Raw genomic sequence first — 25,180 nt, 5'->3', positions numbered from 1 at the left:
GAATAGTAATGGCTAAAATTTTAACAGTTACTTTAAACCCTGCAATTGATGTAACCATCCAACTAAATGAGTTACTAGTAGGAGAAGTGAACCGACAAGAGTCGGTAGAAATTCATGCGGCTGGTAAAGGCCTTAATGTGGCTCAAGTATTGAAAGACTTAGGTCACGATGTAATCGTAAGTGGTTTTTTAGGCGAGCATAATCGACAAATTTTCGATACACATTTTACCCAAGCTCAATTTCAATCCGAATTTATTTATATTGATGGAGAAACACGCCAAAATATAAAAATTGCTGAGCACTCTGGGCGGATGACCGATTTAAACGGCAAAGGTTTCTTTGTTTCTGAAACAGACAAACAAAGCCTATTTAATAAGATTGAAGCTCTGTTACCACAAGTTGAAGTGGTTGCAATAGCTGGTAGCCTACCCCAAGGTTTTAGTATTGATGAGTTACAACAACTTATTCAACTAATCAAAAAGCAGAATAAAAAAGTTGCATTAGATACCAGCGGTAAAGCTTTGGTTGCCGCAATTGCATGTCAACCTTGGATGATCAAACCTAATACTGATGAGCTCTTAGAAAGTTATCAACGCCCTGCAACAAGCTACGCTGAACAAAGAAACCTTTTTGACAGCTTAACCGATATTGAGCATGTGGTTATCTCAATGGGTGAAGATGGCGTAAATTGGTTACACGCCACTCACCCCTTACATGCTCAAGCACCAAAAGTTATTGTAACAAGTACAGTAGGCGCTGGTGATTCACTCTTAGCCGGCATGATCCATGGACTTGTTAACCAACTGCCTCCTGAAGAAACCTTAAAAACTGCGACAGCCATTGCAAGCCATGCTGTAACACAAATTGGTTTTCGAATCCCTACTCCTGAGATTCTAGACCAACTAAAAGCACAAACTATTATCAATTCATTGAGTGAATCTGATGCAAACTGCTAAACATTTATTATTTGTCACTAATAGTCCGCAACAGCAAGTCAATGCTTTAATCTTGGCTCGTAAACTTGCTTTAGTCGCAACTCAACACGGCTATAAACACAGTGTCATTTCACTCGATGAGTTTGAATCAAGCGATCATTTTGATCATGTCATTATTATTGGACAACAACCTAAAAATCTAAATATTTTTGGGCAAAACGCTTTAACTTTAGTTTCTATTGAAGATATTAAAGATGATGCAGACAAAGCGCTTTTAACGGCACTTGAACACTCAAAACCAGCCAATGAGTGGGATCAAAAACCTAAGCAAGCTTCAAATACAGCAACTCATTTTGTTGCGATTACTGCTTGCCCAACTGGTGTTGCCCATACATTTATGGCAGCTGAAGCTTTACAGCAAGGCGCAGAGAGACTTGGATACCAAATTGATGTAGAAACTCAGGGTTCTGTGGGTGCAAAGAATATTTTATCTGCTGAATCGATTGCAGACGCCGATATTGTTATTCTTGCCACTGACATTGAAGTCAACACAGACCGTTTTGTAGGTAAACGTGTTTATCGATGCAGTACTGGCTTTGCCTTAAAACAAACTGATAAGGCCTTTGCCGAAGCAATTGCGAATGCACAAGTTTTAGAACAAGGTAAACAACAAGCTACAACGGAAAATAAAGATAAAACTGAAAAAGTTGGTGTGTATAAACACCTATTAACTGGTGTTTCTTATATGCTGCCTATGGTTGTTGCAGGTGGTTTATTAATTGCTCTTTCTTTATGTTTTGGCCTGAATGCAGCTGAACAAGCTGGCAGCCTACCAGCCATATTAAAACAGATTGGTGCAGCAGCATTTACACTGATGGTACCCATGCTATCGGGTTATATCGCATATTCCATTGCAGACCGCCCTGGACTGGCGCCCGGTTTAATCGGGGGTTTATTAGCAGCACAACTACAAGCGGGCTTTTTAGGCGGTATTGTTTCTGGTTTCCTTGCAGGTTATATCGCGTTATTTATTGCTAAAAAAGTTAAGCTTCCAACTAGCTTAGAGTCTCTTAAACCTATTTTAATTATTCCATTATTAGGAACGTTATTTGTTGGACTCATTATGTTCTATGTGGTTGGTCAACCTGTAGCGCATATTTTTGAGTTAATGAAAGATTTCCTCAACAACATGGGCACGACAAATGCCGTATTAATGGGAATTATTCTGGCAAGTATGATGTGTATTGATTTAGGGGGACCAATCAACAAAGCAGCTTATGCTTTTACAGTTGGTTTACTTACAACCAATACCTATATGCCAATGGCTGCAACGATGGCAGGTGGAATGGTACCTGCAATTGGGATGGCAATTGCGACCTTCCTTGCTAGAAATAAATTTAGTACAGGTGAGAAAGATGCTGGTAAAGCTGCTTTCGTGCTTGGTTTATGTTTTATTTCAGAAGGAGCAATTCCATTCGCGGCAAAAGATCCAATGCGTGTTATTCCAACCTGTATTCTAGGTGGTGCAGTAACTGGTGCATTAGTTGCCTTATTTCACTGCGAACTTGTTACTCCACACGGCGGCGTATTTGTACTCCTGATTCCAAATGCAATCAATCATGCGTGGCTATACCTAGCAGCAATTGCAGCAGGAAGCATCGTAACAGGTGTAAGCTATGCCATCCTTAAAAAGAATCAAGAAGAAAAGCTAATAACAAATACATAATCTTAAAAAAAGGGAGAATGCTGATTCTCCCTTTTTTTTATTAAATAATTTTATTGATTAATTTGAACCGCACGCGCCATAACTTGTTCAGGAAGATCTTGGGCTAATACCACTGCAAGAGTTGGTTTTTGGTTAGTCTCATCTTTTAAGTTTTGAGCTTCGAGAACTCTATTTACATATTTAAGTTATAATTTAAAAGAATCATTCTATTGAAGGTAAATATTTAAAAATCAATAACATAAAAACAAATATTTAATAAAATTTATAGATTATTCATCAATCATGTTAAATGTATGGTAAATTTTTATCATTTCAAACCAAATCAAGCTATTGATTAAATTAAACATTTCTTTATTAAATGGATTGATTTTTTATCGTTATGACTTTATAGACAAAAAATTTTTATAGAAATGTCACGTTCAAAACAAGTTTTTTTTTCTAGGATTCTCATGCAAACAGATATCGTTCATTTTACGAACAAGCGAGCAGCCAAGTTCAAATAAACGGTAAGAAAAAAGTTTTATCAGAATAGGAAAATTTATAGTTTGTCCTTGTTAATTCAAACAATATAAATTTTGCTCAAGACTTAAAGTCCTGATATAACTTGCTTAGTGAAACTATATTTTTCAACTATTAAGATTAGTTTCATAAAAATGCGATCCACCAAGGTATGGGGAAAAGTCAATGACAAAGAAGTATGCGCGTTTTTTACCTACAACAGAATCTTTCACTCTTGAAGATTTTCCATATTATTGGATTACTCAGGTCCATGCTCAATATGTTCAAAATATTGATAATGCCCTTAAAAAATATGGCCTCGATAATTCTCGTAGACGTATTATGCTTGCACTCAGTAGCAAACCTCATGCTAGCGTATCTGAGCTATCTGACATGGTTATTTCAAAGATGTCCACGACAACTAAAATTGTTTATCGCTTAAAAGATGAAGGTTTAGTTGAAACATATTCTTGCCAAACAGATGGTCGAATTACACGTGTATATCTTACTGAACGTGGTATTGAAATGATCAGTAAAATTAATGATCTTACGAGTGTGGTACTTGAACAATCATTTGAAGGTATTACCCCTCTACAGTTAGAAAAAATGATGGAAAGCTTAAAAATGCTTTTAAAAAATCTATCGCGTTAGTTATTTTTTCATAATTTGCAAAATTTATTAGATTTAAAGCTCTCTCAGGAGGGCTTTTTTTAAACGTGATAATTATGATAAAGAACATGGATTTCATAAAGTAATCAATTAAACATTCTGCTTGTTGACTTGTTCTTTCAACTCCAGTAGAAACTCTTTTTTATTCTCTACATTGTAATGATAGGAAAAATGGCTAAAAGAAAATATAAAAGTGATAAGTTTCAGGTACGTCGTATTAATCGCCAATGGTGGGTACTTGAAAAGGACTTGGAAACTAACTGCTATGCTAAGCATGAACAAGTAGCTACAAAAACATTAGCTAATAATTATGCTGATGATTATATAGAGCAATACTATATGAATCTCTATATTCAACAACAGTTGAAAAAACCAGAAGCCGTATAAATAAAAAAGCCATTATGGCTTTTTTTATTTATAATTTAACAAGTTAATAACGAGTGAGATAATAAAATTTTGGCATAAAAAAAACCTACATCTTGGGGAAAATGTAGGCTATAAAATGCACAAAAAGGAATTATATATCCTTTTTGACAAAAAGAATTCTACGATATCATAAGACCTTATTTTATATTACTTTTGTAAAGTTAATAGTGCTTATTGTATTAATACTTAATAACTTAAGCTGATTCTTTATATAAATTTTTTAAAAGAAAATATTCAAAGTAATTCATTTTTTTCTTATTTAAATATTTTATTTGATATAAATTTCTCAGTTAAGCCTTCTATTACAGCCATATAAACACCTGTTTTAACAAGTTTTTTACAAAAATAAGCATAATTTTTTAAAGTTAAAACTCTATTTTTTATAATTTTCATAAAATTAAAAGTTAATAAATAACATATGCATACATGAGTAATAACAGTTCAAATTTAGAAAAACATTTATTCAAGTCTAAAAAAACATCAAATATTCAGTTTTTATAGCTTTTGTGGGGACGACACAACTATTACAATACAGTTTATAAATAGTTTAACTCTTCAGCAGTTTTAGGCATGTTATGACTTCAATGTCGAACACTACCCAAAAGCACTTTATTGTTGAGCAGTTTCCTCTACCGACTTGGGTCAGTGATGAAAAGGGCTTAATTTTATACTGCAATACGGAGTGTACAAAGTACTGGCGCGATACTTCTCCTCCATTGTTTCAGCAATGGTTAGATTTCGTGTACCCTGCCGATTTAGAAGAAGTTAAAAATAAATGGTTAGATGCTATACGGCTCCAATCAAGAGTTGAGTTTAAATGCCGTCTTTTGCATAAGAGTCACCACTATCGATGGTGTAAACTTTCTATTCAATTGTCGAAATACCATGAATCTTCTCAGGAAAATGAATGGTTTGTTAGTTTCCTAGATATTGACCAAGATATTCAAGAACAACAAAGCTTACGCAAAGATATCGATATACAGAACCAAATGCTCGATATTAGTGTGGATTGTATTAAAGTTTTAAATACTGATGGTACAGTATCTCATATGAATAAATCAGGATGCCTTGCTCTAGGTGTACCTGTAAATGAAAAAAAATTTGGCATGCGATGGTTAGACCTTTTACCATCTCATATTCGTAAGCGTGGAAGAGTTGCTTTAAAAAAAGCCTTAGAAGGTAAAGTAGCTCGATTCGCTGGCATGAGTTGTTTACCTCATCAAGATCCTGAATATTGGGATAACATGCTTACCCCAATCCAGCATACAAATGGCGAAATTATTCAAATATTGTGTGTTTCCCGGAATGTCACTCAACAATATCTTACTGAAAACCGATTAAGAGATATTAGTGAAAGAGATGAACTTACTGGATTATTTAATAGACGCTCGTTTAAGCTTCAACTAAAACGTACTCTAGCCTACTCAAGGGAAACGCAAACAAGTGTAGGACTACTTTTAATTGATTTAGATCATTTCAAACACATTAATGACACCATAGGCCATAGTGCTGGTGATCACTTATTAAAAATACTATCCAAACGTTTTAATCAATGTGTAGACCATGAACGATGTTCTGTCGCTAGATTAGGTGGCGATGAGTTTGCAGTTATTGTCAGCCATCTAAAAAATGAAAATGATGTGCGCGAGCTTGCTGAAGTATTGCTTCAGCAACTTAATCAACCTATTACGTATGCCGGGAATGTACTCAACGGCGGGATGAGTATTGGCTGTGCCATTTATCCTCAAGATGCTGTTGATCAATCAAGTTTATTAAGCTGTGCAGACATGGCACTGCATGACTTAAAAGCTCGAGGTCGTGGCGGTATACGTATGTATAACCCAAGTATGATGCAATTAACCGAGGCAATCGCATCTCAACTTAACATTGCCCGGCAGCTTATTCGTCACCATACTATCCAACCTTATTATCAACCTAAAGTTGATTTAAAAACACATACTGTCGTGGGCTTTGAAGCATTACTCCGTTGGCACACGACGTCGGCTCAGACAGGTTTACCTTCTCAGATTGCTGAAGCTTTCAAAGATTACGATTTAGCAAGTAAAATTGGTGAAATCATGCAGCATCAAGTTTTGCATGATATGGCTAAATGGATAAAATTAGGTTTTCAGCCCCTTCCAGTATCTCTAAATGCTGCACCAGTTGAGTTTTTAAGAGATAATTATGCAGAACGGCTATTAAAAAAAATTAATCATCTTGAAATTCCTACACATTTAATTGAAGTAGAAGTTACTGAGCATATGCTTGGGGACCGTGGTTCGGAATATGTTATTCGCGCACTCAATAAACTAAAACAACATGGTGTACGCATTGCTTTAGATGATTTCGGAACAGGATTCTCTTCTCTAACACATATAAGAGATTACCCAATTGACTGTCTAAAAGTCGACTGTAGCTTTATACAAAAGATGCAAAATGACCCATCAATTTATGCAATTGTTCAAGCCATTGGCTTACTTGCTCCAAATCTCTCACTTGGTCTAATTGCAGAAGGCATTGAAACACCAGAACAAGAAGAATTACTTCTTCAATTTGGCTATAACATTGGACAAGGCTTTTTATTCGAACAAGCTATCGATGCCAATCAGGTTGTATCTATTCTCAAACAAGGTCAGGCTTACTTAGAAAGCCATTATTCAATGAGTTAATCTCTACCTTTAAAAAGTAGTCGCTCACTTTGCACACTAAAAACACACAATAGAAATCATAAAATTGGCGATAATATAAACATAACGATAACAAGCTTAGGTTCTTCAACAATAAATATTGTCATAAGACAATAAGGAGCAATATATGAGTTATCACCATATTTTAGTTCCAGTCGATGGTTCTCCTACTTCACTTATTGCGGTTAACCATGCTGCAAGCCTTGCTAAAGCGTTTAACAGTAAAGTCACTTTAGTATATGCGCTTACTATTGATCCTTTTATTTCAGTTGAAATCATCGATAGTACAGAAATTGCGCAAGATTACTTTAATAAAGCGAGAGCTTCGATTCAGGGCATCTTAGATCAAGCTAAAGAACAATTTAATCAACACGGAATTTCTGTTGAAACAAAGATTGTTGAGGGTCAAACAATTCACACAGAAATTATTAAAGCAGCAACTGAACTAAAAGCTGATTTATTAGTAATCGGTTCTCATGGGCGAAAAGGTTTTAAAAAGTTTTTCTTAGGAAGTGTAACGCAAGCACTCTTAGGAGAAATTCATGTGCCAGTATTGGTCGTAACTGAATAAATACATCTAAAGTTGTGTAAAAACCCAGCGATAGCGCTGGGTTTTTTGCGTAGATTACTTTCCGTTATACGTAAATTTAATGAGAGAACCTGGATTCTCTAAATTATTTGTTACCGAACCATCATCTTTTTGCACATTCCCAGCCGTATCTGTCAGTACATATAGAACATTACCCTCCGGACTTGCAATCACATCACGATAACGGTTATTGCTTTTAAACATCGGGACAGCATCATCTAAAGTCACACTATACGTCGGGTCTAGCTTAATACGGAAAATTACCCCACGTTTTAAAGATGGTACCAATAATGTATTTTCCCATCCTGGAATCGCTTTTTTGCCTCCCGTATATACATATGCCGATGACGGCGCAACTGTTGGCCAACAAACATAAGTCATATCACCACAAGTTGGATCATTGTAGTTATAGGTATCTTGAACGGTATACAACGTTTTCAAAGGGGCTACAAAGTTTTTACCAATCCATTCGGATTCTTTAGTCACCGGAACCCCTTCAGCTACTTTTATTCCGTTTTGTCCCAAATCCTTAACTTGTGATTTATTGGTTGCAGCCGAATAGTTAGCATAAGCATAACCACTATCATCTTTATAACCCGCTACATTTGGCCAACCATAGTTCCCACCTTTTAAAATGAGATTAATTTCATCATCAGAATTTGGTCCTTGCTCAGATTGTAAAAGCTTTCCGTTTGGAGCAAACGCTAAACCTTGTGGGTTACGGTGCCCTAAAGTGTAGATATGACTCACTACTCCGTTAAAGCTTGGGTTGTCTTTAGGGATACTTCCATCCAGATTTAAGCGTAATACTTTACCCATATATGTATGGTAGTCTTTACTATTGAGCTCTTGCTGAGTTGGAGTGTGCTGTGCCTGATTCGGTAAGAACAAATAAGCTAGCTGATTACGGCCTTGGTCACCAATTGTATAATAGATTTTTTGGTCTGGACCAATGACGAGACGACCAGACTGATGGTCTTTCGATGATGGCAAGCCAGCAATCAAATCAACAGGTTTTTCAAATGTATCTGTTGTTTTGTTATAGGTATATCTACGGATAATCGTTTGGTTAGGTAGTTCTTTATCTGTAGATTTTGGATTTTTAAAAGTGCCCGAAACATAGATATAAGGGTTATGTTTAAAGTCAGGATGAAAAGCAAAACCTAATAAACCATTTTGACCATCAGCATCATTCACAATTTCAGGAACCTGAAAAACGGTTTTTGCGCTACCAGACTCAGGATTTAATCTCAAAATTTTACCAGTCGCACGCTCGGTTAACCAAATCTGATTGTCTGGTCCCCATAACAAAGCATGAGGTTTATTCAAGTTAGACAGAATAACTTTTTTATCAAAATTTTGTGTTTTTGCTTTAGCAAATTGTGCTGGGGTAAGAGGAATATCCGCAAATGCCGTATTAAAGGTAAATAGTTGTGCAGCACCTAAAAGAGTGATCTTCGCTAATAAATGTTTATTCATAATTCCACCTTATAAATTTTTTAAAGAGTTAACTCACACTAAAAACGTTTGATTTGTATGCGTTCTCTATATCTTTTGTATTATGATGAATAGCATATTTATTAAAATCCAAATTTCTGAAAGGCTCTGTTGCATAAAAGTAGCTATTCAAAACGAATAAATATCTTAGAAATACCCTATGGTTCCCCCCTACCAATAATTCATTTATTTTTTAAAACGATTAATCCGAAGAAAATCTTTGTTAAAGTAATTGAAAAGTAAAAATTAATACTGAAACAAACAATTCAAACTATAAAAATATACATAACACAAAGCCAAAAGTTCCAAGCTAGGACTAAAGCATTAAAGCAGAAATCAGGTTTAGTTATGTGTGCAAATTTTAAACCCCTTAAAAAAGCTCATGCTCATCAATTAGGCTTATTTGAACCTACTTTTGACTATAACTCGGATGTCTATCCAAGCGATGACTGTCCAATGATCTTATCTCAACAAAATGAATGGGAATGGAGAAAAGTTAAATTTGGTATGCTACCTCCATATGCAAAAGAAATAACTTTTAAATACGCAACTTATAATGCGAGGACTGAAACGGTTGAACAAAAACGTTCCTTTAAGCATGCGTGGTCACACGATCAATTCGCACTTATACCTGTTGAAGCTATTTATGAACCTAAATATATCAATGGAAAAGCTCATTGGTATGGTATATTCCGTCAAGATGGAAAGCCATTTACACTTGCAGCAATTTATGAAGAAACCATAATTGATGAGCAGAAAGTTAGAACAATGTCATTATTAACAATCAATGCAGATCGACATTCTTTTATGAAACAGTTCCATAAACCAGATGATGAAAAACGTTCAATTATTGTGATACCTGAAGATCTTAGAAATGATTGGTTAAATTGCAAGCATGATGAAGCCTCTGACTTTTTCCTAGATATGCCATTAAATGAATTTACGTCTTTGCCTAAAGCTGAGATGAACAAATCATAAAATAGTTAGATGCCTGATAAGTGAAAGTAGCAAGCTTGAATGGCTCCGCCTAATAACTTATGTTATCCTTCGCACCTCTTTAAAACTTCAAATTTTCATTATCCATGACACTTACGCCACCTTAAGTTTATTTACCCTTCTCTTTTGTAAATAACTCATCACTGTCTAGTGATGTGGTGTAGTCGCTTGTGTGTTGGTATATCACATCACTAGCCTTTCTAAAATTTAAAATTCTAGGCTATTTCCATGTTAACGAATCTTCGAGAACAATGGTTCTCTAATGTCCGTGCAGATATTCTTTCTGGGCTTGTTGTTGGTCTGGCTTTAATTCCAGAGGCGATTGCCTTTTCAATTATTGCAGGTGTAGATCCCCAAATTGGTTTATATGCATCTTTTTGTATTGCGGTTATTATTTCTTTTGTAGGTGGCCGCCCTGCCATGATTTCGGCAGCAACAGGTGCTATGGCCTTAGTCATGACGACCCTAGTGAAAGAACATGGTCTTCAGTATTTATTCGCAGCTACTATTTTGACGGGTGTTATACAAATTATAGCGGGATATCTTAAGCTTGCTAAACTCATGCGTTTTGTCTCTAAATCGGTTGTAATTGGTTTTGTAAATGCTCTCGCCATACTCATTTTTATGGCTCAACTACCAGAGTTAATCAATGTAAGTTGGTACGTCTATCTATTAGTCGCTATTGGTTTAGCAATTATTTATCTATTTCCCTATGTACCAAAGCTTGGAAAATTTTTTCCATCTCCCCTTATATGTATTGTTATAGTCACATTACTTACCCTCTTTTTAGGCATTGATGTGCGAACAGTTGGCGATATGGGAGCACTACCAAATACACTACCTATTTTTTTAATTCCAAATATTCCTCTTAATCTAGATACCCTTCTTATCATTCTTCCTTATTCATTAGCGTTAGCTGCAGTTGGCTTACTTGAGTCGATGATGACAGCCACAATTGTTGATGAAATGACGGATAGCCCGAGTAATAAATTTAAGGAATGTAAAGGTCAAGGTATTGCCAATATTGCCTCGGGTTTTATGGGTGGGATGGCTGGATGTGCAATGATTGGACAATCAATGATTAATGTTAAATCAGGTGGCCGTACACGCTTATCTACTTTATGTGCAGGTATATTCTTGCTGATTTTAGTCGTATTTTTAAGTGATTGGTTGAAAGTTATTCCTATGGCTGCACTTGTTGCTGTCATGATTATGGTATCAATCAGTACTTTTGAGTGGAGTTCACTTACGCAATTTAAAACTCATCCTAAAAGTAGCAATATCGTCATGATTGCAACCGTTGTAGTAGTTGTAGCTACTCATAACCTAGCACTAGGCGTATTGACGGGTGTATTACTTTCCGCGCTTTTCTTAGCGAATAAACTTGAAAATGATGTACACGTGATAACCTCATTAGAAGGCAACTATCGTTTATATGATTTAAGAGGACAAATCTTTTTTAGTTCTTCAGATAAATTCATGCAAAGCTTTAACTTTAAAGAAGAAGTAAAAGAAGTCATTATTGATCTGACTCATTCACGTATTTGGGATATCACTTCGGTTGCAATGCTTGATTCAGCAGTGGAAAGGTTTCAAAAGAATGGCATACAAGTTACTGTACGTGGTTTAAACGAAGCCAATTCAGTCATGATTGACAAGTATGGTACACATGCAAAAATTTAAAAAAGGTCCTGCGGGACCTTTTCAATCATAGAGAATTATATTTTTAAGGAGATTTATATAATAAACGGTTTGGGCTACCAGATGGATTTTTCACCACATCACTAGTCGCTTGATTTAGCAGATTGGATGTTATCGTTTGAGGTGTAGCTGTAGGTGTACTTTGAAGAAGTTCAGCAACTACTCCAGCAACATGTGGAGTTGCCATGGAAGTGCCATTTAATACTTTAGTGGCCGTATTACTCCCAATCCAAGAAGAGTTAATTTGACTTCCGGGCGCAAAAATATCAACACAGCTTCCGTAGTTAGAATAGCTTGCTCGAGTATCAGTATTGTCAGTTGCAGCAACTGTAATTGCATTACTTGTTCTCGCCGGAGAAGAAGTACATGCATCTGTATTTGAGTTACCAGCAGCTACGACCATTACATAGCCATTATTATATAAGTTTTCTACTGCACTATCTAAAGAAGAGCTTGCCGCCCCACCTAAGGACATGTTTACAACAGCTGGTTTACTTCCATTTTTCAAAATCCAATCTAAACCAGCAATAACATTACTCGAAGCACCGGAACCATCACATCCTAAAATCCGAACAAGGACAAGTTTTACATTCTTGGCAACACCATAAGTGGTACCGCCTACCGTTCCAGCAACATGTGTGCCGTGCCCATTACAATCAGTCGTACCATTACCATCAGATATTGCTGTATATCCACTTAATACGCGACCTGAAAATTCTTGATGAGTAGATAATATACCAGTATCAACAATATAAGCTGTTGTCCCGTTACCAGTTTGCGAATAAGAATATGTTGAATTTAATGGTAAAGCTTTCTGATCAATACGATCTAGTCCCCAATCAGGATTAGTTTGTGTCGTTGCATCAATATTCACTACAGTATCATTTTCTACAGAAAGAACTTGAGGGTTCTTTTTCATCGCTTCAATGAACGCTGTTCCTGCGGTATCAGGTAAATAAATTGCAAAACCTTTAAGAGCACTGTCGTAGCTTTGTAAAATTCTGCCACCATGCTGTTTTGCAATATTCTGTGCAAAATCTTTTGCAGGCCCAATATCCTTATTCAAAATGACAATATATTGATTTTTAATAATTCCTTTTGCTTGAGAAGAATCTATTGCAGAATTTAAAAGATTAGGTGCCGCATAAGCTAAATGAGTCGCAGCCATTGAAAGAAAAACAGCAGAAACCTTGCGAATCTTCATGTGTATCTCCATATATTATATTTCAGGTATTTTTATGATAAATAATAAATTTTTTATTTCAGGATTAAATTCAAGATGGAAATCTTAAAGATTTTTATCTGTTTTTAAACCTAAATCATATTTTCATAATTTTTTATTCCACACAATATGCTTCAACTTTTTCAATAAAAATTGTGATAGAAATCTAATTTAAATTTATATATTTATTTTTTTTATAGTGAGATGTATTTTATTATTTTGGAGAAATAAAATAAAAAAATATAATCATAATGAGCAATACTATAGTTGCTAGTGATAAGTAAGTTCCAACAGTATTAAAACTTTTCAAAAACTTCAAAACATCCATAACAATATGATAATTAATAAATTAGTAAAATTATTTCAAAATTTATCAATTTATGCAACTCCAAGTAATTTACAATTTTTTTAACTATAAGTCATACGTATAATAAATGTATAGATATTTTATTTACTCCAATTACCATTTAAACTATCTAACTTTAATAATTTTATTTAAATAAATTAATTTTATGAAAAAATCTTTTAATAAAAAATACCCTCATATCTAAAATATGAGGGTATTAAAATAAACAACTTTACAGACGCAGTATATGCATAAGTAAATATACACCTTTAAAGATATATTTACAATGCTTCTTTAAAATTTTCATTTAATTCGATCTGATCCTTCCTACTAACTGCTGCTTTAGTAGGCTAAATATTTTTTAGCAAAGGATGATGCAAAATAAAAAAGTCCGTATCTTGGGAAGCTACGGACTATAAAACTCATCTAAGCAACAGCTAAACAGTTTGTCGATTAGAGAGAAAACACTATCCTTTTAATCTAATTGAGTTATTAATTTAGGTCAACTTGAAATCAAACATAGTGATAAAAAGCCACTTAAATGTGATCTATTCTACATTTTCACTTAAACATAACCAAAAATGAATATATTTATTTCAAATTTAATAAAACATATTATTTGATGCAGCATCACTTAGCAAAAACAATCTACTGATTTAAATAACAAAATATAATTAACCTGTTCTTATAAAGTTCAGCGCCTACATCCATGTCTATTTAAATATATATTTAAAATAGTAGTCTAAAATTGAATAATGATTAACTTCAGAAATAGTCTCGAAAGAAACTAACTCATGACCAGTACTACATCTGTGCTCAAAATAATTTTGGCTTTGCCACTGCAATTCACTTAGCTCCAAATCTCCACACAAAATCCTACAAGGTATATCAGTCTGCTGTTTCTGATAAATAGGGCTATATTTCAAAATATCCTCTTCTGATAAGTTTAATGCATGATTTAAATGAGTCTCCTTTATAGGAGATAAATCATAAATACCACTTAATAAAGCCAATTCTGATAATAAAGGATGGTTTAAACATACAGCTCCAAGATGTGCACCTGCTGAATGCCCCACTAATAGAACTTCATTCGTTTTCCAATTTTGTTTAGCAATAAAATCTAGAGCTTTCTGAATTTGCATAACCATTTCTGAAATATGACTTTGAGGAGCCAAGTCATATTCTAAAAGTACACACTGAGCTCCTTTTGCTAATATATATGGCGCTATAAAAGCAAAATCCGATTTATCACACCACTGCCAATAGCCTCCATGAATAAAAATCACGGTTTTATTGGTGTGTTCACAAGGAAAAAGATCCATCGTTGATCGGTTCTGTGAACCGTACTTTATATCTTTTATATGGTGATAGGTCTGATAACTCAGCAAGCTTCTATACTGAAAGCTTGCTAGTATTTTCCCCTCATTTGCTACCGTTGTAGCATTATCGTATTTTCTCATATAGCGATCACTTCAACGTTTCTTCACCAGAATTGAGATTTAGCTTTACAGTTGAACGTTTTAAGTAGAAGCAAAATATCAGAACAAGAACTAAAGGCACGCCAAACTGTAAAGTGGATTTAAACTCATTGGTAAACCAGGTAGTTACTGTAATACTTAAAATCGCAATAAACCCAAACAACGAGATAAATCGACTAGCGGGAATTTTAAATTTTAGCTCGATGTTTTGCTGTGTCATGTGTTTTCTAAAAAACATATGTGTCACAAAGATACTGCCCCAAGTGAACAATGCACCAAACATCGATAGCGCAATCATAATTGGAAACGCAGAAGCCGGATTAATCGTATAAACAATACTAGCAATACCAATCCCTACCGCAGATAGCAACAGCGCATTTACCGGCACACCATTACTACTGATTCGGCCAAAAACTTTTGGAGCATCACCTGCACGTGACAAACTAAACAACATACGGGTTGAAATATAAAGCATGCTATTCATCGCAGATAAGGCAGCTACAATTACAATAAAATTTAAAATACTATCTGCATATGGGATACCAACAATCTTCATGACCATAACAAAAGGACTAGTTGCATCTGCTCCAATCAAAACAGTCCACGGCACCAAAGTAACGATTAGAAATAAGGATAATAAGTAAAATAAAATGAGTCGTAGCGCTGTGCTTTTAAATGCCTTTTTTACTGCTTTTTCAGGGTCTTTAGCTTCACCAGCTGCGACAGCAATCATTTCTATACTTAAGTAACTAAATATAGAAATAATGACTCCGATCCATACTCCACTAAAGCCATTTGGAAAAAAGCCCCCATGACCTCTCAAATTAGTAACTACTTGATTCATTCCCTGATTACTTTGCGTCAATATACCAATAGATAAAAGAATAAATACGATAATGGCAAAAACTTTAATTGTGGAAAACCAGTACTCGACTAACCCGAAGGCTTTTACACTATAGGCATTTACAACAAGTAAGGTCAGTGAAAAAAATCCAATCCAGACCCAAGAGCCTACATTCGGAAACCAGAGCTTCATATAATCAGCAACGGCGGTAATTTCGGTACCTACAGCCAACACAATACAAGCCCAGTAACAATAGCGGACTAAGAAGCCAGCTAGTGGAGACATATAATGTTCTGCATATGCACCAAATGAGCCCGAAGTAGGATGCTGCACTGTCATTACAGCAAAAAAAGCCATAAGTGCAAATGCAATTAAACCACCAATGGCATAGCTAACTATCACGGCGGGACCTGCAAAACTAATTGCAAATTTGCTTCCCATAAATAAACCGGTTCCAATTGCTCCACCAATCGCAATCATCCCCATCTGTTTTGCAGATAACTTTTTATGCAGTCCAGCTTCTCTATTTTGTATTTCATCAAAACTACTCATAGGCCCTCCTAGCCATTTGTTTTATTTTGATTCCTTAAATCAGGTCACTTCACCGCGAACTAAATAACGCTTGTTTTTCCACTCACTATTCAGCATGGTTTCTTTTAAATGCTGTACTGCATTCCAGATATCTTCAAAGCCCAGATACAAAGGTGTAATACCGAATCTTAAGACAGCAGGTTCACGATAATCACCAATCACGCCACGTGCGATAAGCGCCTGAATGATTTCATAACCAAACTCATGGCGATAACTGACATGACTACCACGATATTTATGATCTAAAGGAGTAATTAACTCAAATCCAAATTCAGAACATTCTTGCTGTACCAGCTGAATGAATAAATCAGTTAATTTCAGCGATTTTTCCCGGATTTTTTGCATATCAGCATGCAGGAAAATATCTACTCCGCACTCAATCAGACTCATAGAAATAATTGGCTGAGTCCCACATAGATAGCGACGAATACTATTCGCTGGTTCATAATGCTGGGCCATATCAAACGGCTTTTTATGACTCCACCAACCAGATAATGGTTGCCAAAACTGATCACGGTGTTTTTCATTGACCCATAACAATGCTGGAGAACCAGGTCCACCATTTAAATATTTATACGTACAACCAATCGCGAAATCACTATCAGCTTGATTAAGATGCATAGGCACAGCACCAACTGAGTGACATAAATCCCAAATAACTAGAGCATCTTGAGAGTGAATCTGTTTATTAATAGATGCCATATCGTAGAAATACCCAGTACGATAATTCACATGAGAAAGAACTACTACAGCAACATCTTTTTCTAGAACTCGAGCTAAGTCTTCTACTCCATCAATCAATTCAACTTGATAGCCCTTTTGAATTAAATCAATAAAACCTTCAATAATATAAATATCTGTTGGGAAAGCATCCTTTTCCGCCACAATTATTTTATGTTCTGGTAATTTTTCAGCCTGAATTTTTACCGCTGCTGATAAAACTTTAAATAAGTTCAATGTAGTTGAATCTGAAATAACAACTTCACCCTGTTCTGCACCAATCAATGTGGCTACCTTATCGCCCAGTCTAGTAGGTAGCCCCCACCAATCAGCCTTATTCCAACTATTGATCAGGTCTTCTCCCCATTCTTGGGAAATAATATGCTGAGCGACAGACAAAGATTTCTTTGGTCTAGCGCCTAAAGAGTTACCATCTAAATAAATGACACCTTCTGGCAATGCAAATTCATCTTTAAATTTTTTGAGTTCGTCTTCCTGATCCCAATACAAACACTGTTCACGAGTAATCATTTGGTATTGCACCTATTTCAACATTTCCTTTGTATTTGAATTTTATCATGGTGATTCTTTCGATTTATTCGATAATATTTGATCAAAAACAGATAATTTCGTATAAAATTCTAATTAAAATTAAAAAATATGGATGGAATTCGAAAATGAATGTAGATGCAATTGATTTAAAAATTTTGAAGTATTTACAAGATAATGCCCGCTTAAGCAATCAAGAACTTGCTGATCTCGTTAATCTTTCAGCCTCTGCTTGTCACAGACGTGTCAAGATTTTAGAAACCAACGGAATTATTGAAAAATATCAAGCGAAAGTTAATTATGAAAAATTAGGAATAAAAATTGAGGCGATAGTTGAAATAAAACTTGCTCAACTCACCGAAAATGACCACAACTTTTTCTTAAGCCAGATCAAGAATTTTGATGAAGTCATTAATGCTTATATCATTACAGGCGAATCTAATTATGTTCTGCATGTCGCCACTAAAGATCTAAATTCTTTTTCTCACTTTGTTATTAATACACTCAATAAAATTAAAGGAGTGGTAAGCATTAATTCTAAGATTATCTTACAGAAAATTATACAAAAGCCACTGTAGACTATATGGTTAAATTAAAAATTATATTTAAAGAGCTTTTACTATGATCGAAACCGAACGTTTAATCTTAAGACAATGGAAGGAAACCGATGCTGCCCCCTTTATCGAAATGGGATTGGATAAAGATGTTATGCGTTTTTTTCCAAAGCTTTTATCTGCTACTGAAAGTATAAATTTAATTCAAAGAGCATCGGCCCTTATTGATGAAAAAGGTTGGGGATTTTGGGCTGTAGAATTAAAAGAAAGCCATGACTTTATTGGTTTTATTGGCCTACATGACCAACCAGAACAATTTGATTTTTCTCCATGCATTGAAATTGGCTGGAGGATTGCTACAAAACACTGGAAAAAAGGTTATGCCACAGAAGGAGCAAAAGCAGCATTGGACTATGCCTTCAATGTGCTTAATAAAGATAAAGTGGTTTCTTTTACAGCAACAGTGAATAAACCTTCTCAAGCTGTAATGGAAAGACTAGGAATGCGTAAAGTTAAACACTTCAATCATCCCAAGCTTCCAGATGGACACGCCCTTCAAGAACATGTTCTTTATGAAATAAATAATCCTAATTTTGAGTTATAAAGGAATAAAATATGGATATATTTCAACTGCTCCAATGAATATAAAATAAAGGTTATTCATCGAAGTCATAACCTACTGAAGTGGAATGCTCCCAATATTCATTAATTTTATCTGCAATAGCTTCCTTATCCATTGTAGTTAAAACATAGAAAAGTTTTGCCTCTTTGTTTTTTCTCAAAATTAATAAATTGTAATAGTCATATTCGGGGCCATTTAGCCCCAATGATGGCTGTTCTTCACAATGCTTCTCAGCCTTGTAATGCCATTCAAGCTTATAAGTATCAATACCATTAGCAGCATTGATCACTATGCCATCATTGGCTCCGCCAATAAATCCAATTTTCATTGCCTACTCTAAATTGTTATTCGGATAATTTTTAATATAACTTTAAACAAGTACGGTTCAATTTATAAAATGTTTGCCAATACGTATCCTATGTAAATCAAAATAACGAATTCATTATTTCATGGCACGTAAATATTCATAAGCCTCTTTTTCATTACTCTCCAGATGAACTCTTGCTTCTGTCTCATCATTTAAAGTTTCATTTATTATTTTGGTACCTTCATAAGAAATTTGATGACCTATTTGGAAATCTGCTCCTAATGCATCAATCACAATGAATTGTCCAGCAGCATTTGAAGCTATAAAAAAACTATTATTACGATAGCCATATCTAATTGTATATAAGCCCACTTTTATTCCAACTTTTAATAATATTTAAATAATGATAATTCCATAGAGTTCATAGAAAAGCAAAAATGCTTATCAAAAAATCACCCCCTAATAAATACAACTCTATATTTTTTAATATATTTTTATTAATCCTCCACCCTATTCCTTTTATATGAATATTTTTCAAAAAAATTTGTTTCAGCGATCTTATTGAGTAGTCTAAGTCTAAGAACTCTCTTGTTATCTCTCTGTTTATCTAGTACAGACTATTTAAATTATAAAATGATGAAATAACCATAAATCAGTCCGTTTTTATCGTCTTTAATGATTATAATCTTAAATTACTTTTCTTCCGTGTCTGTTTCAATTGGAGCTCTCAAAACATGCATAAAATAGTGCTTTTCGATATGGACGGAACTTTATTAGATTTGGCTTTTGATGATTTTATCTGGAACGAATGCTTACCTGAACGACATTCTCAGACGCATCAAATCTCTTTAACACAAAGCCATGAAATATTAAACCAGTTTTATCGTAGCAATAAACATACTCTTTCCTGGTATTCTTCACAGTATTGGACAAAAAGGACAGGAGTAGATGTTTTAAATCTTCAAAAAGAATTTCAACACAAAATTAAAATACGATCAGGATGTATGAAGTTACTTAATACTCTGAAAGAACAAGGCTATCAATGCTGGTTAGTGACCAACGCAGACTGTGCAAGCTTACAGTTAAAACTTGATAACATCCCTATTCAAGATTTTTTTGATGTGATTGTATCTAGTGAACAAATTGGTTATGCGAAGGAAGACCTTAAGTTTTGGCAAGAATTACAAGGCTTGCATTATTTTGAACCCCAAAACACTATTTTTTTAGACGATACTATTCAAGTTTTAAAAACTGCAGAAAAATTTGGTATAAGACACTTGTTTACTATCTTACAGCCCTCAACTCTTAAGAGTAAAAGACAGCTACAAGATTTAGAGTATAAAGCACTAGATCAGCTTACAGAGCTACTGTCTATTTTGAATCAAACTGATAGAAAGGATAATGATGTCAAAATTGCGTGAAAACGATGCTGTAGAAACCATGCGTGTCGACAAATGGTTATGGGCAGCACGTTTTTTTAAAACCCGTTCTATTGCTAAAGCTGCAATTGAAGGGGGAAAAGTGCATCACAATAATGAACGTGTAAAAGTTTCTAAAGAAATTCGTGTTGGAATGGAACTTGTTGTTCAACAAGGTTTTGATAAAAAGACAGTTGTTGTTAAAGCACTTTCCAATACCAGAGGACCGGCTCCTATTGCACAACAGCTTTATGAAGAAACCGAAGTAAGTATTGCAAGACGGGAGTTGATTGCTTCGCAACGAAAATTGCATAATCTAGCTCGACCTGACCATAGACCAAGCAAGAAAGATCGGCGACAAATCAATCGGTTTAAACAGGATAACGATCAACATTATGAAGACCACTGGTCATATAATGATGAATAAAAACGTCGAGTTGTGTCGCACTCACATATACAATATATAGAAGCTAGAGAAAAAATCTGTCACTATTAGCCCTGTGAAACAAGTTGAGATTCAATGCATCCACTTGGGTTAAACGTGATGAACATAGAGTATTGAGGTTTTTGAGATGGATGAGAATAAAAGCAAAGCATTACAAGCCGCTTTGAGCCAAATTGAGAAACAATTTGGTAAAAATACGGTTATGCGTCTCGGCGACAACACTGTTCAAGCAGTTGAAGCCGTATCTACAGGTTCTTTAACTTTAGACATCGCCTTGGGGATTGGTGGTTTACCAAAAGGCCGTATTATTGAAATTTATGGTCCTGAATCTTCTGGTAAAACCACAATGACATTACAAGCAATTGCTCAATGTCAAAAGTCTGGTGGTACATGTGCCTTCATCGATGCAGAGCATGCCCTAGATCCTCAATATGCACGTAAGCTTGGTGTAGATATTGATAACCTACTCGTTTCACAACCTGATAATGGTGAGCAAGCACTTGAAATCGCTGATATGCTTGTTCGCTCAGGTGCAATTGATTTGATCGTTGTGGACTCAGTAGCTGCTCTTACACCTAAAGCAGAGATTGAAGGCGAAATGGGTGACTCTCATATGGGTCTACAAGCACGTCTTATGAGCCAAGCACTTCGTAAAATTACTGGTAACGCTAAACGTTCAAACTGTATGGTTATCTTTATTAACCAAATCCGTATGAAGATTGGTGTTATGTTTGGTAGCCCAGAAACCACGACTGGTGGTAACGCTCTTAAGTTCTATGCTTCAGTTCGTCTAGATATCCGTCGTATTGGTCAGGTAAAAGAAGGCGATGAAATTGTTGGTTCAGAAACTAAAGTTAAAGTCGTTAAGAATAAAATGGCTCCTCCTTTTAGAGAAGCTATTTTCCAAATTCTATACGGTAAAGGTACTAACCAATTAGGTGAACTTGTAGATTTGGCAGTACAGCAAGATATCGTTCAGAAAGCTGGTGCATGGTATTCATATCAAGGCAATAAAATTGGCCAAGGTAAGAATAATGTGATCCGCTATTTTGAAGAAAATAAACATATTGCTGAAGAGATTGAACGCAATATCCGTGAGCAATTGTTGACTACAGGTACAAATGGCGCAGTGCAAATTGAAGATGATGAAGAAGAACCAGATCTTTTATTAGAATCTTAATTACACCTAAGTCATAAAAACGCCCTTCGGGGCGTTTTTTACAAGGAAATATATATGTTCAAAAGAAACAATGAACAATCTCAACAGCGTCCACCACTCACTGGCCAGCGTTTACGCTCATATGCTTTTGCTTTACTTACTCGACGAGACTACTCTAAAGCAGAACTCATTGAGAAATTAGCCCGTTATGCACAAAATATAGAAGAAGTGAACCAACTCGTTGAAGAGTTATCTGAACAAAATTACCAAAGTGATCAGCGTGTTGCTGAGCAAATGCTTGCAAGTCAGATTCGTAAAGGTAAAGGACCGAAACGCATTCAACAAGCTTTAAAAACTAAACAGATCGAAAATGATTTAATTGCCGACGAAATTCACGAAATTGATTGGGTAGAACAAGCTTATCAACTTAAAGTTAAGAAGTTTGGAGAAGAGATAGAGAAAGACCCAAAACTTAAAGCAAAGCAGATTAGATTTCTACAATATAGAGGATTTGATTTAGATGTAATTTTAAAAGCGATCCAAAGAAAATTGGATTAAAGGAATGGTGGCAACCCCACTAGCAAAACTTCGGCACATCATAGATCTGCTACCGTTGCTACCTTCCGGTCCTGGCGGGGTTCACAGAGTACAATTGCGAAGCCACCAGCGGGGCTACCATTGCAAAACAAAGTATAGAGATTTTTAAAAGAGTTGCAACCCTTCTCTGGCTTTTTCAGCAAGTTTTTGTTTCGATTGATTAATTCATCAGCAAAAATAGCTTAAAACCCCAAAAATGTAGTTTTCTGAACTTATGCTCTTTTCTTATTTTGCATAAAATATGCTTGAAGATTGTAAACTATCCTTGCATTTAAACTGTTAACTGCTTTAATTGCATTGATCAATGAAAAACCTTAGATATTTAGAGAATTGTTTTTTATATTCCTGTGTCAAGGTGGCTTTTATATAAAATTATGGATTTATACACATGCAAATGAAGAAGCATTCTTTATTATTTATTGCCTTAATGAGTACCACTTCTCTATACGCGAACATTCCTATTGAATCTCGTGGTTTAAGTCAAAATGATGGCAGTGCATCTAATACTTCTTCAAGCAATATTTCAGTTCCTACAAACTTAAACTGGGAACTTATGCAAAAAAATCAACAACTAGAAAATGATATCCGCACTTTAAGAGGTCAGTTAGAAGAACAAGCGAATGATATTGATCAATTAAAAAAAGACCTTGCGAATAGATATACCGATTTAGATCAACGTTTAGAATTATTACATCAAAAAGTTGACCCTGATAGTGCTACACAAGAAGACGGTACAAATACCAATACTAATAGCGCCACACCTGCTAGTCCATCAGTATCTCAATCTCAGCCTGCAGATGGCAATAAAGTAGTTGCCGCCCCATCTCAAACGTCTGAACAACAATCTAATACACCAGTAACCAACACTCAACCAGCGACTACTGCTCAAAACCAATCTAATCCACTTGAATTAGAAAAAGCCGCTTATACAGTAGCTTTAGATGCTTATAAACAAGGTGGAGCAAAAAAAGCAATTGCTCCGATGCAAAACTTTATTAAAAACCATCCTAACAGTATTTATACAGGCAATGCTTATTTCTGGTTAGCCGAGTTTCATTTAGCTACAGACCCAGTGAACTACAATGAAGCAAAGAAAAACTACAATATTGTCGCTAGCCAATATCCAAACTCTAGCAAGGCACCTCGAGCACTCTATCAACTATATAGTATTGCCAAAGATGTCGATAAGAATACTGTATCAGCTAATCAATACAAAAATAAGTTACTTACTCAATATCCTAAATCTGAAGAAGCTAAATTCTTTAAAAAATAATTTAGGCATAAAAAAAGACACTGTTAAAACAGTGTCTTTTTTTATGCCTTATTGATTAGCGTACAATTCCACGCTCGGATTGCTCAAGAGAGTCAATTAATAATTGAGCTTCTGGAACAGAAGGCAAAATTTCACTTTTAATTTGCTCAACAGCTTGAACAGAGGTTAGACCAGATTTAAATATCAATTTATAAGCTTCTCTTAAGCCCTGAATTGTATTTTTAGACCAACCTTTTCTTCGCATACCTTCAATATTTATACCAAAGGCATGCGCAGGATTACCAGAAGCCATAACATAGGCTGGTACATCTTTAAGAATCAGTGAGGCCCCACCAATCATGCTATAAGAGTCAATCTTACAGAATTGATGAATTCCAGAATTACCACCGACAATAACATGATCACCAATATGTACGTGTCCAGCAACACCAACATTATTAGCAAAGATATTGTGATCACCTACAATACAGTCATGTGCAATATGAGTATTTACCATCAATAGGTTATGACTACCTATCTTAGTCAATGAATTATCTTGCACAGTGCCTCTATGTAAGCTGCAATGTTCGCGAATTAAATTATTGTTACCAATTTCAAGCCAAGTTTCTTCACCTTTATATTTGAGGTCTTGACAAACTTCGCCAACACTTGCAAATTGAAAGATCTCATTATTTTGACCAATTCTGGTAAAACCACCTACTACCACATGAGAATGTAATTTAGTACCAGCACCAATAGTCACTTGAGGACCAATAACACAATAAGGTCCGATTTGAACATCTGAAGCAATCACTGCAGATGGATCAATAATGGCGGTAGAATGGATTAAATCGTGATTGCTCATGCCTGCTCTGTTTTTTGGTGTGAAATCATAATCTCAGCGGTTGCTGCTACAATGCCATCAACGCTAGCTGTACAATTGTATTTGTAAATACCGCGCTTCTGCATTACCAACTCGGATTTTAATACAAGTTGGTCGCCTGCAACTACTTGTTTTTTAAATCTAACTCTTTCTGCACCAGCAAACAGGAACAAAGAACCTGGTTTTGGCGTTTCATTGTTCATAATAAAACCTAGAACGCCTGAAACTTGAGCTAGTGCTTCAACAATTAGAACACCAGGCATAATTGGATATTCTGGGAAATGTCCTTGTAGAAACTCTTCATTGATAGAAACATTTTTATAACCAACAATACTATTGTCAGTAACTTCAATCACACGATCAACCAATAAGAATGGGTAACGATGCGGCAAATATTGACGAATCGTTTGAATCTGCATTGGTAATTCAGGGATGGCAAATTTAGGTGTAGTTGACTCGGTCATAATAT

The 25,180-nt window shown here is 35.2% G+C and carries 25 protein-coding genes and 1 other RNA gene; 15 read left to right on the top strand and 11 right to left on the bottom strand.

Annotated elements, in window-relative coordinates; all coding sequences use genetic code 11:
• The first annotated feature begins 8 nt into the window (after window positions 1-8).
• The 6 genes from pfkB to J678_RS06425 all read left to right on the top strand — a co-directional run bounded on the left by pfkB (window position 9) and on the right by J678_RS06425 (window position 7,512).
• Window positions 9-956, top strand: a complete 948-nt coding sequence (gene pfkB, locus J678_RS06450) for a 1-phosphofructokinase (protein ID WP_017394082.1) — start codon at window positions 9-11, stop codon at window positions 954-956.
• The gene (locus tag J678_RS06445) at window positions 943-2,661 is read left to right on the top strand and encodes a fructose-specific PTS transporter subunit EIIC (protein ID WP_017394083.1); all 1,719 of its coding nucleotides are present in this window, start codon (window positions 943-945) and stop codon (window positions 2,659-2,661) included. The genes pfkB and J678_RS06445 overlap by 14 nt, the downstream gene beginning before the upstream one ends.
• Before the next feature lie 684 nt (window positions 2,662-3,345).
• The gene (locus tag J678_RS06440; protein WP_017394084.1) at window positions 3,346-3,810 is read left to right on the top strand and encodes a MarR family winged helix-turn-helix transcriptional regulator; all 465 of its coding nucleotides are present in this window, start codon (window positions 3,346-3,348) and stop codon (window positions 3,808-3,810) included.
• Window positions 3,811-3,999: 189 nt separating this feature from the next.
• Window positions 4,000-4,215, top strand: coding sequence for a hypothetical protein (locus tag J678_RS06435; protein WP_006580896.1), 216 nt, complete (start codon window positions 4,000-4,002; stop codon window positions 4,213-4,215).
• Between the two features lie 614 nt (window positions 4,216-4,829).
• Window positions 4,830-6,923: a GGDEF domain-containing protein gene (locus tag J678_RS06430; protein ID WP_004708446.1), complete on the top strand. Its 2,094-nt coding sequence runs from the start codon at window positions 4,830-4,832 to the stop codon at window positions 6,921-6,923.
• Between the two features lie 145 nt (window positions 6,924-7,068).
• Window positions 7,069-7,512: a universal stress protein gene (locus J678_RS06425; RefSeq protein WP_004708443.1), complete on the top strand. Its 444-nt coding sequence runs from the start codon at window positions 7,069-7,071 to the stop codon at window positions 7,510-7,512.
• Between the two features lie 54 nt (window positions 7,513-7,566).
• Here the strand turns inward: J678_RS06425 and J678_RS06420 are convergent, their stop codons facing one another.
• Window positions 7,567-9,009, bottom strand: a complete 1,443-nt coding sequence (locus tag J678_RS06420; protein WP_017394085.1) for a glucose/sorbosone family PQQ-dependent dehydrogenase — start codon at window positions 9,007-9,009, stop codon at window positions 7,567-7,569.
• A gap of 366 nt (window positions 9,010-9,375) precedes the next feature.
• On the opposite strand from J678_RS06420, the gene J678_RS06415 reads away from it, so the two are divergent.
• Complete coding sequence (locus J678_RS06415; protein ID WP_016805545.1) at window positions 9,376-10,005, top strand: SOS response-associated peptidase family protein; 630 nt, start codon at window positions 9,376-9,378, stop codon at window positions 10,003-10,005.
• Between the two features lie 246 nt (window positions 10,006-10,251).
• Entirely contained in the window at window positions 10,252-11,706 is a 1,455-nt protein-coding gene (locus tag J678_RS06410) for a SulP family inorganic anion transporter (RefSeq protein ID WP_017394086.1), read from the top strand.
• Window positions 11,707-11,749: 43 nt separating this feature from the next.
• Here the strand turns inward: J678_RS06410 and J678_RS06405 are convergent, their stop codons facing one another.
• From J678_RS06405 to kynU, 5 genes are all read right to left on the bottom strand, one after another.
• The gene (locus tag J678_RS06405) at window positions 11,750-12,928 is read right to left on the bottom strand and encodes a S8 family peptidase (RefSeq protein WP_031955703.1); all 1,179 of its coding nucleotides are present in this window, start codon (window positions 12,926-12,928) and stop codon (window positions 11,750-11,752) included.
• A gap of 232 nt (window positions 12,929-13,160) precedes the next feature.
• Window positions 13,161-13,274 carry a hypothetical protein gene (locus J678_RS24010; protein WP_079377412.1) on the bottom strand — a complete coding sequence of 38 codons (114 nt, stop codon included), beginning with the start codon at window positions 13,272-13,274 and terminating at the stop codon, window positions 13,161-13,163.
• Between the two features lie 731 nt (window positions 13,275-14,005).
• Window positions 14,006-14,752 carry an alpha/beta hydrolase gene (locus tag J678_RS06400; protein WP_025466179.1) on the bottom strand — a complete coding sequence of 249 codons (747 nt, stop codon included), beginning with the start codon at window positions 14,750-14,752 and terminating at the stop codon, window positions 14,006-14,008.
• Window positions 14,753-14,759: 7 nt separating this feature from the next.
• Window positions 14,760-16,166, bottom strand: a complete 1,407-nt coding sequence (locus J678_RS06395; RefSeq protein ID WP_032027201.1) for an amino acid permease — start codon at window positions 16,164-16,166, stop codon at window positions 14,760-14,762.
• 39 nt (window positions 16,167-16,205) lie between these two features.
• Complete coding sequence (gene kynU, locus J678_RS06390) at window positions 16,206-17,456, bottom strand: kynureninase (protein WP_017394089.1); 1,251 nt, start codon at window positions 17,454-17,456, stop codon at window positions 16,206-16,208.
• 146 nt (window positions 17,457-17,602) lie between these two features.
• Between kynU and gigD the strand changes: the two genes are divergently transcribed.
• A complete protein-coding gene (gene gigD / locus J678_RS06385; protein ID WP_001099948.1) occupies window positions 17,603-18,052 on the top strand; it encodes an Lrp/AsnC family transcriptional regulator GigD in 450 nt (149 codons plus the stop codon).
• 43 nt (window positions 18,053-18,095) lie between these two features.
• Entirely contained in the window at window positions 18,096-18,632 is a 537-nt protein-coding gene (locus tag J678_RS06380) for a GNAT family N-acetyltransferase (protein WP_017394091.1), read from the top strand.
• Window positions 18,633-18,684: 52 nt separating this feature from the next.
• Here J678_RS06380 and J678_RS06375 read toward each other — a convergent pair whose 3' ends face one another.
• Both J678_RS06375 and J678_RS06370 read right to left on the bottom strand, forming a co-directional pair.
• Complete coding sequence (locus J678_RS06375; RefSeq protein ID WP_004708422.1) at window positions 18,685-18,978, bottom strand: hypothetical protein; 294 nt, start codon at window positions 18,976-18,978, stop codon at window positions 18,685-18,687.
• A 114-nt stretch (window positions 18,979-19,092) separates the two neighbouring features.
• Entirely contained in the window at window positions 19,093-19,329 is a 237-nt protein-coding gene (locus J678_RS06370; protein ID WP_017394092.1) for a hypothetical protein, read from the bottom strand.
• A 362-nt stretch (window positions 19,330-19,691) separates the two neighbouring features.
• Here J678_RS06370 and J678_RS06365 point away from each other — a divergent pair, with 362 nt between their 5' ends.
• The 4 genes from J678_RS06365 to J678_RS06350 all read left to right on the top strand — a co-directional run bounded on the left by J678_RS06365 (window position 19,692) and on the right by J678_RS06350 (window position 22,537).
• Window positions 19,692-20,378 carry an HAD-IA family hydrolase gene (locus J678_RS06365; RefSeq protein ID WP_017394093.1) on the top strand — a complete coding sequence of 229 codons (687 nt, stop codon included), beginning with the start codon at window positions 19,692-19,694 and terminating at the stop codon, window positions 20,376-20,378.
• Window positions 20,362-20,802: an RNA-binding S4 domain-containing protein gene (locus J678_RS06360; RefSeq protein WP_002049587.1), complete on the top strand. Its 441-nt coding sequence runs from the start codon at window positions 20,362-20,364 to the stop codon at window positions 20,800-20,802. Before J678_RS06365 ends, J678_RS06360 begins: the two co-directional genes overlap by 17 nt.
• A 145-nt stretch (window positions 20,803-20,947) precedes the next feature.
• Window positions 20,948-22,000: a recombinase RecA gene (gene recA / locus J678_RS06355; RefSeq protein WP_002049645.1), complete on the top strand. Its 1,053-nt coding sequence runs from the start codon at window positions 20,948-20,950 to the stop codon at window positions 21,998-22,000.
• 54 nt (window positions 22,001-22,054) lie between these two features.
• On the top strand, window positions 22,055-22,537 hold the full coding sequence (locus J678_RS06350; protein ID WP_004886889.1) for a regulatory protein RecX: 483 nt from the start codon (window positions 22,055-22,057) through the stop codon (window positions 22,535-22,537).
• A gap of 14 nt (window positions 22,538-22,551) precedes the next feature.
• Here J678_RS06350 and ffs read toward each other — a convergent pair.
• Window positions 22,552-22,648: signal recognition particle sRNA small type (gene ffs, locus J678_RS22805), an RNA gene on the bottom strand.
• Window positions 22,649-22,964: 316 nt separating this feature from the next.
• On the opposite strand from ffs, the gene J678_RS06345 reads away from it, so the two are divergent.
• Complete coding sequence (locus tag J678_RS06345; protein WP_004708412.1) at window positions 22,965-23,849, top strand: YbgF trimerization domain-containing protein; 885 nt, start codon at window positions 22,965-22,967, stop codon at window positions 23,847-23,849.
• 55 nt (window positions 23,850-23,904) lie between these two features.
• On the opposite strand, the gene lpxA is transcribed toward J678_RS06345, so the two are convergent.
• Window positions 23,905-24,693 carry an acyl-ACP--UDP-N-acetylglucosamine O-acyltransferase gene (lpxA, locus tag J678_RS06340; protein WP_002049604.1) on the bottom strand — a complete coding sequence of 263 codons (789 nt, stop codon included), beginning with the start codon at window positions 24,691-24,693 and terminating at the stop codon, window positions 23,905-23,907.
• Complete coding sequence (gene fabZ, locus J678_RS06335) at window positions 24,690-25,175, bottom strand: 3-hydroxyacyl-ACP dehydratase FabZ (RefSeq protein ID WP_002049600.1); 486 nt, start codon at window positions 25,173-25,175, stop codon at window positions 24,690-24,692. The genes lpxA and fabZ overlap by 4 nt, the downstream gene beginning before the upstream one ends.
• Window positions 25,176-25,180: the final 5 nt, after the last annotated feature.

Origin of the sequence: Acinetobacter sp. 1424608 (assembly GCF_000588255.1) — a bacterium.
Lineage (GTDB): Bacteria > Pseudomonadota > Gammaproteobacteria > Pseudomonadales > Moraxellaceae > Acinetobacter > Acinetobacter nosocomialis.
Note: the sequence above shows the minus strand (reverse complement) of the source record. Positions and strands in the feature narration are given on the sequence as shown.

Coding starts and splice junctions, on each gene's coding strand:
- pfkB (WP_017394082.1), top strand. CDS start 9: ATGGCTAAAATTTTAACAGTTACTTTAAACCCTGCAATTGATGTAACC.
- J678_RS06445 (WP_017394083.1), top strand. CDS start 943: ATGCAAACTGCTAAACATTTATTATTTGTCACTAATAGTCCGCAACAG.
- J678_RS06440 (WP_017394084.1), top strand. CDS start 3,346: ATGACAAAGAAGTATGCGCGTTTTTTACCTACAACAGAATCTTTCACT.
- J678_RS06435 (WP_006580896.1), top strand. CDS start 4,000: ATGGCTAAAAGAAAATATAAAAGTGATAAGTTTCAGGTACGTCGTATT.
- J678_RS06430 (WP_004708446.1), top strand. CDS start 4,830: ATGACTTCAATGTCGAACACTACCCAAAAGCACTTTATTGTTGAGCAG.
- J678_RS06425 (WP_004708443.1), top strand. CDS start 7,069: ATGAGTTATCACCATATTTTAGTTCCAGTCGATGGTTCTCCTACTTCA.
- J678_RS06420 (WP_017394085.1), bottom strand. CDS start 9,009: ATGAATAAACATTTATTAGCGAAGATCACTCTTTTAGGTGCTGCACAA.
- J678_RS06415 (WP_016805545.1), top strand. CDS start 9,376: ATGTGTGCAAATTTTAAACCCCTTAAAAAAGCTCATGCTCATCAATTA.
- J678_RS06410 (WP_017394086.1), top strand. CDS start 10,252: ATGTTAACGAATCTTCGAGAACAATGGTTCTCTAATGTCCGTGCAGAT.
- J678_RS06405 (WP_031955703.1), bottom strand. CDS start 12,928: ATGAAGATTCGCAAGGTTTCTGCTGTTTTTCTTTCAATGGCTGCGACT.
- J678_RS24010 (WP_079377412.1), bottom strand. CDS start 13,274: ATGGATGTTTTGAAGTTTTTGAAAAGTTTTAATACTGTTGGAACTTAC.
- J678_RS06400 (WP_025466179.1), bottom strand. CDS start 14,752: ATGAGAAAATACGATAATGCTACAACGGTAGCAAATGAGGGGAAAATA.
- J678_RS06395 (WP_032027201.1), bottom strand. CDS start 16,166: ATGAGTAGTTTTGATGAAATACAAAATAGAGAAGCTGGACTGCATAAA.
- kynU (WP_017394089.1), bottom strand. CDS start 17,456: ATGATTACTCGTGAACAGTGTTTGTATTGGGATCAGGAAGACGAACTC.
- gigD (WP_001099948.1), top strand. CDS start 17,603: ATGAATGTAGATGCAATTGATTTAAAAATTTTGAAGTATTTACAAGAT.
- J678_RS06380 (WP_017394091.1), top strand. CDS start 18,096: ATGATCGAAACCGAACGTTTAATCTTAAGACAATGGAAGGAAACCGAT.
- J678_RS06375 (WP_004708422.1), bottom strand. CDS start 18,978: ATGAAAATTGGATTTATTGGCGGAGCCAATGATGGCATAGTGATCAAT.
- J678_RS06365 (WP_017394093.1), top strand. CDS start 19,692: ATGCATAAAATAGTGCTTTTCGATATGGACGGAACTTTATTAGATTTG.
- J678_RS06360 (WP_002049587.1), top strand. CDS start 20,362: ATGTCAAAATTGCGTGAAAACGATGCTGTAGAAACCATGCGTGTCGAC.
- recA (WP_002049645.1), top strand. CDS start 20,948: ATGGATGAGAATAAAAGCAAAGCATTACAAGCCGCTTTGAGCCAAATT.
- J678_RS06350 (WP_004886889.1), top strand. CDS start 22,055: ATGTTCAAAAGAAACAATGAACAATCTCAACAGCGTCCACCACTCACT.
- J678_RS06345 (WP_004708412.1), top strand. CDS start 22,965: ATGCAAATGAAGAAGCATTCTTTATTATTTATTGCCTTAATGAGTACC.
- lpxA (WP_002049604.1), bottom strand. CDS start 24,693: ATGAGCAATCACGATTTAATCCATTCTACCGCCATTATTGATCCATCT.
- fabZ (WP_002049600.1), bottom strand. CDS start 25,175: ATGACCGAGTCAACTACACCTAAATTTGCCATCCCTGAATTACCAATG.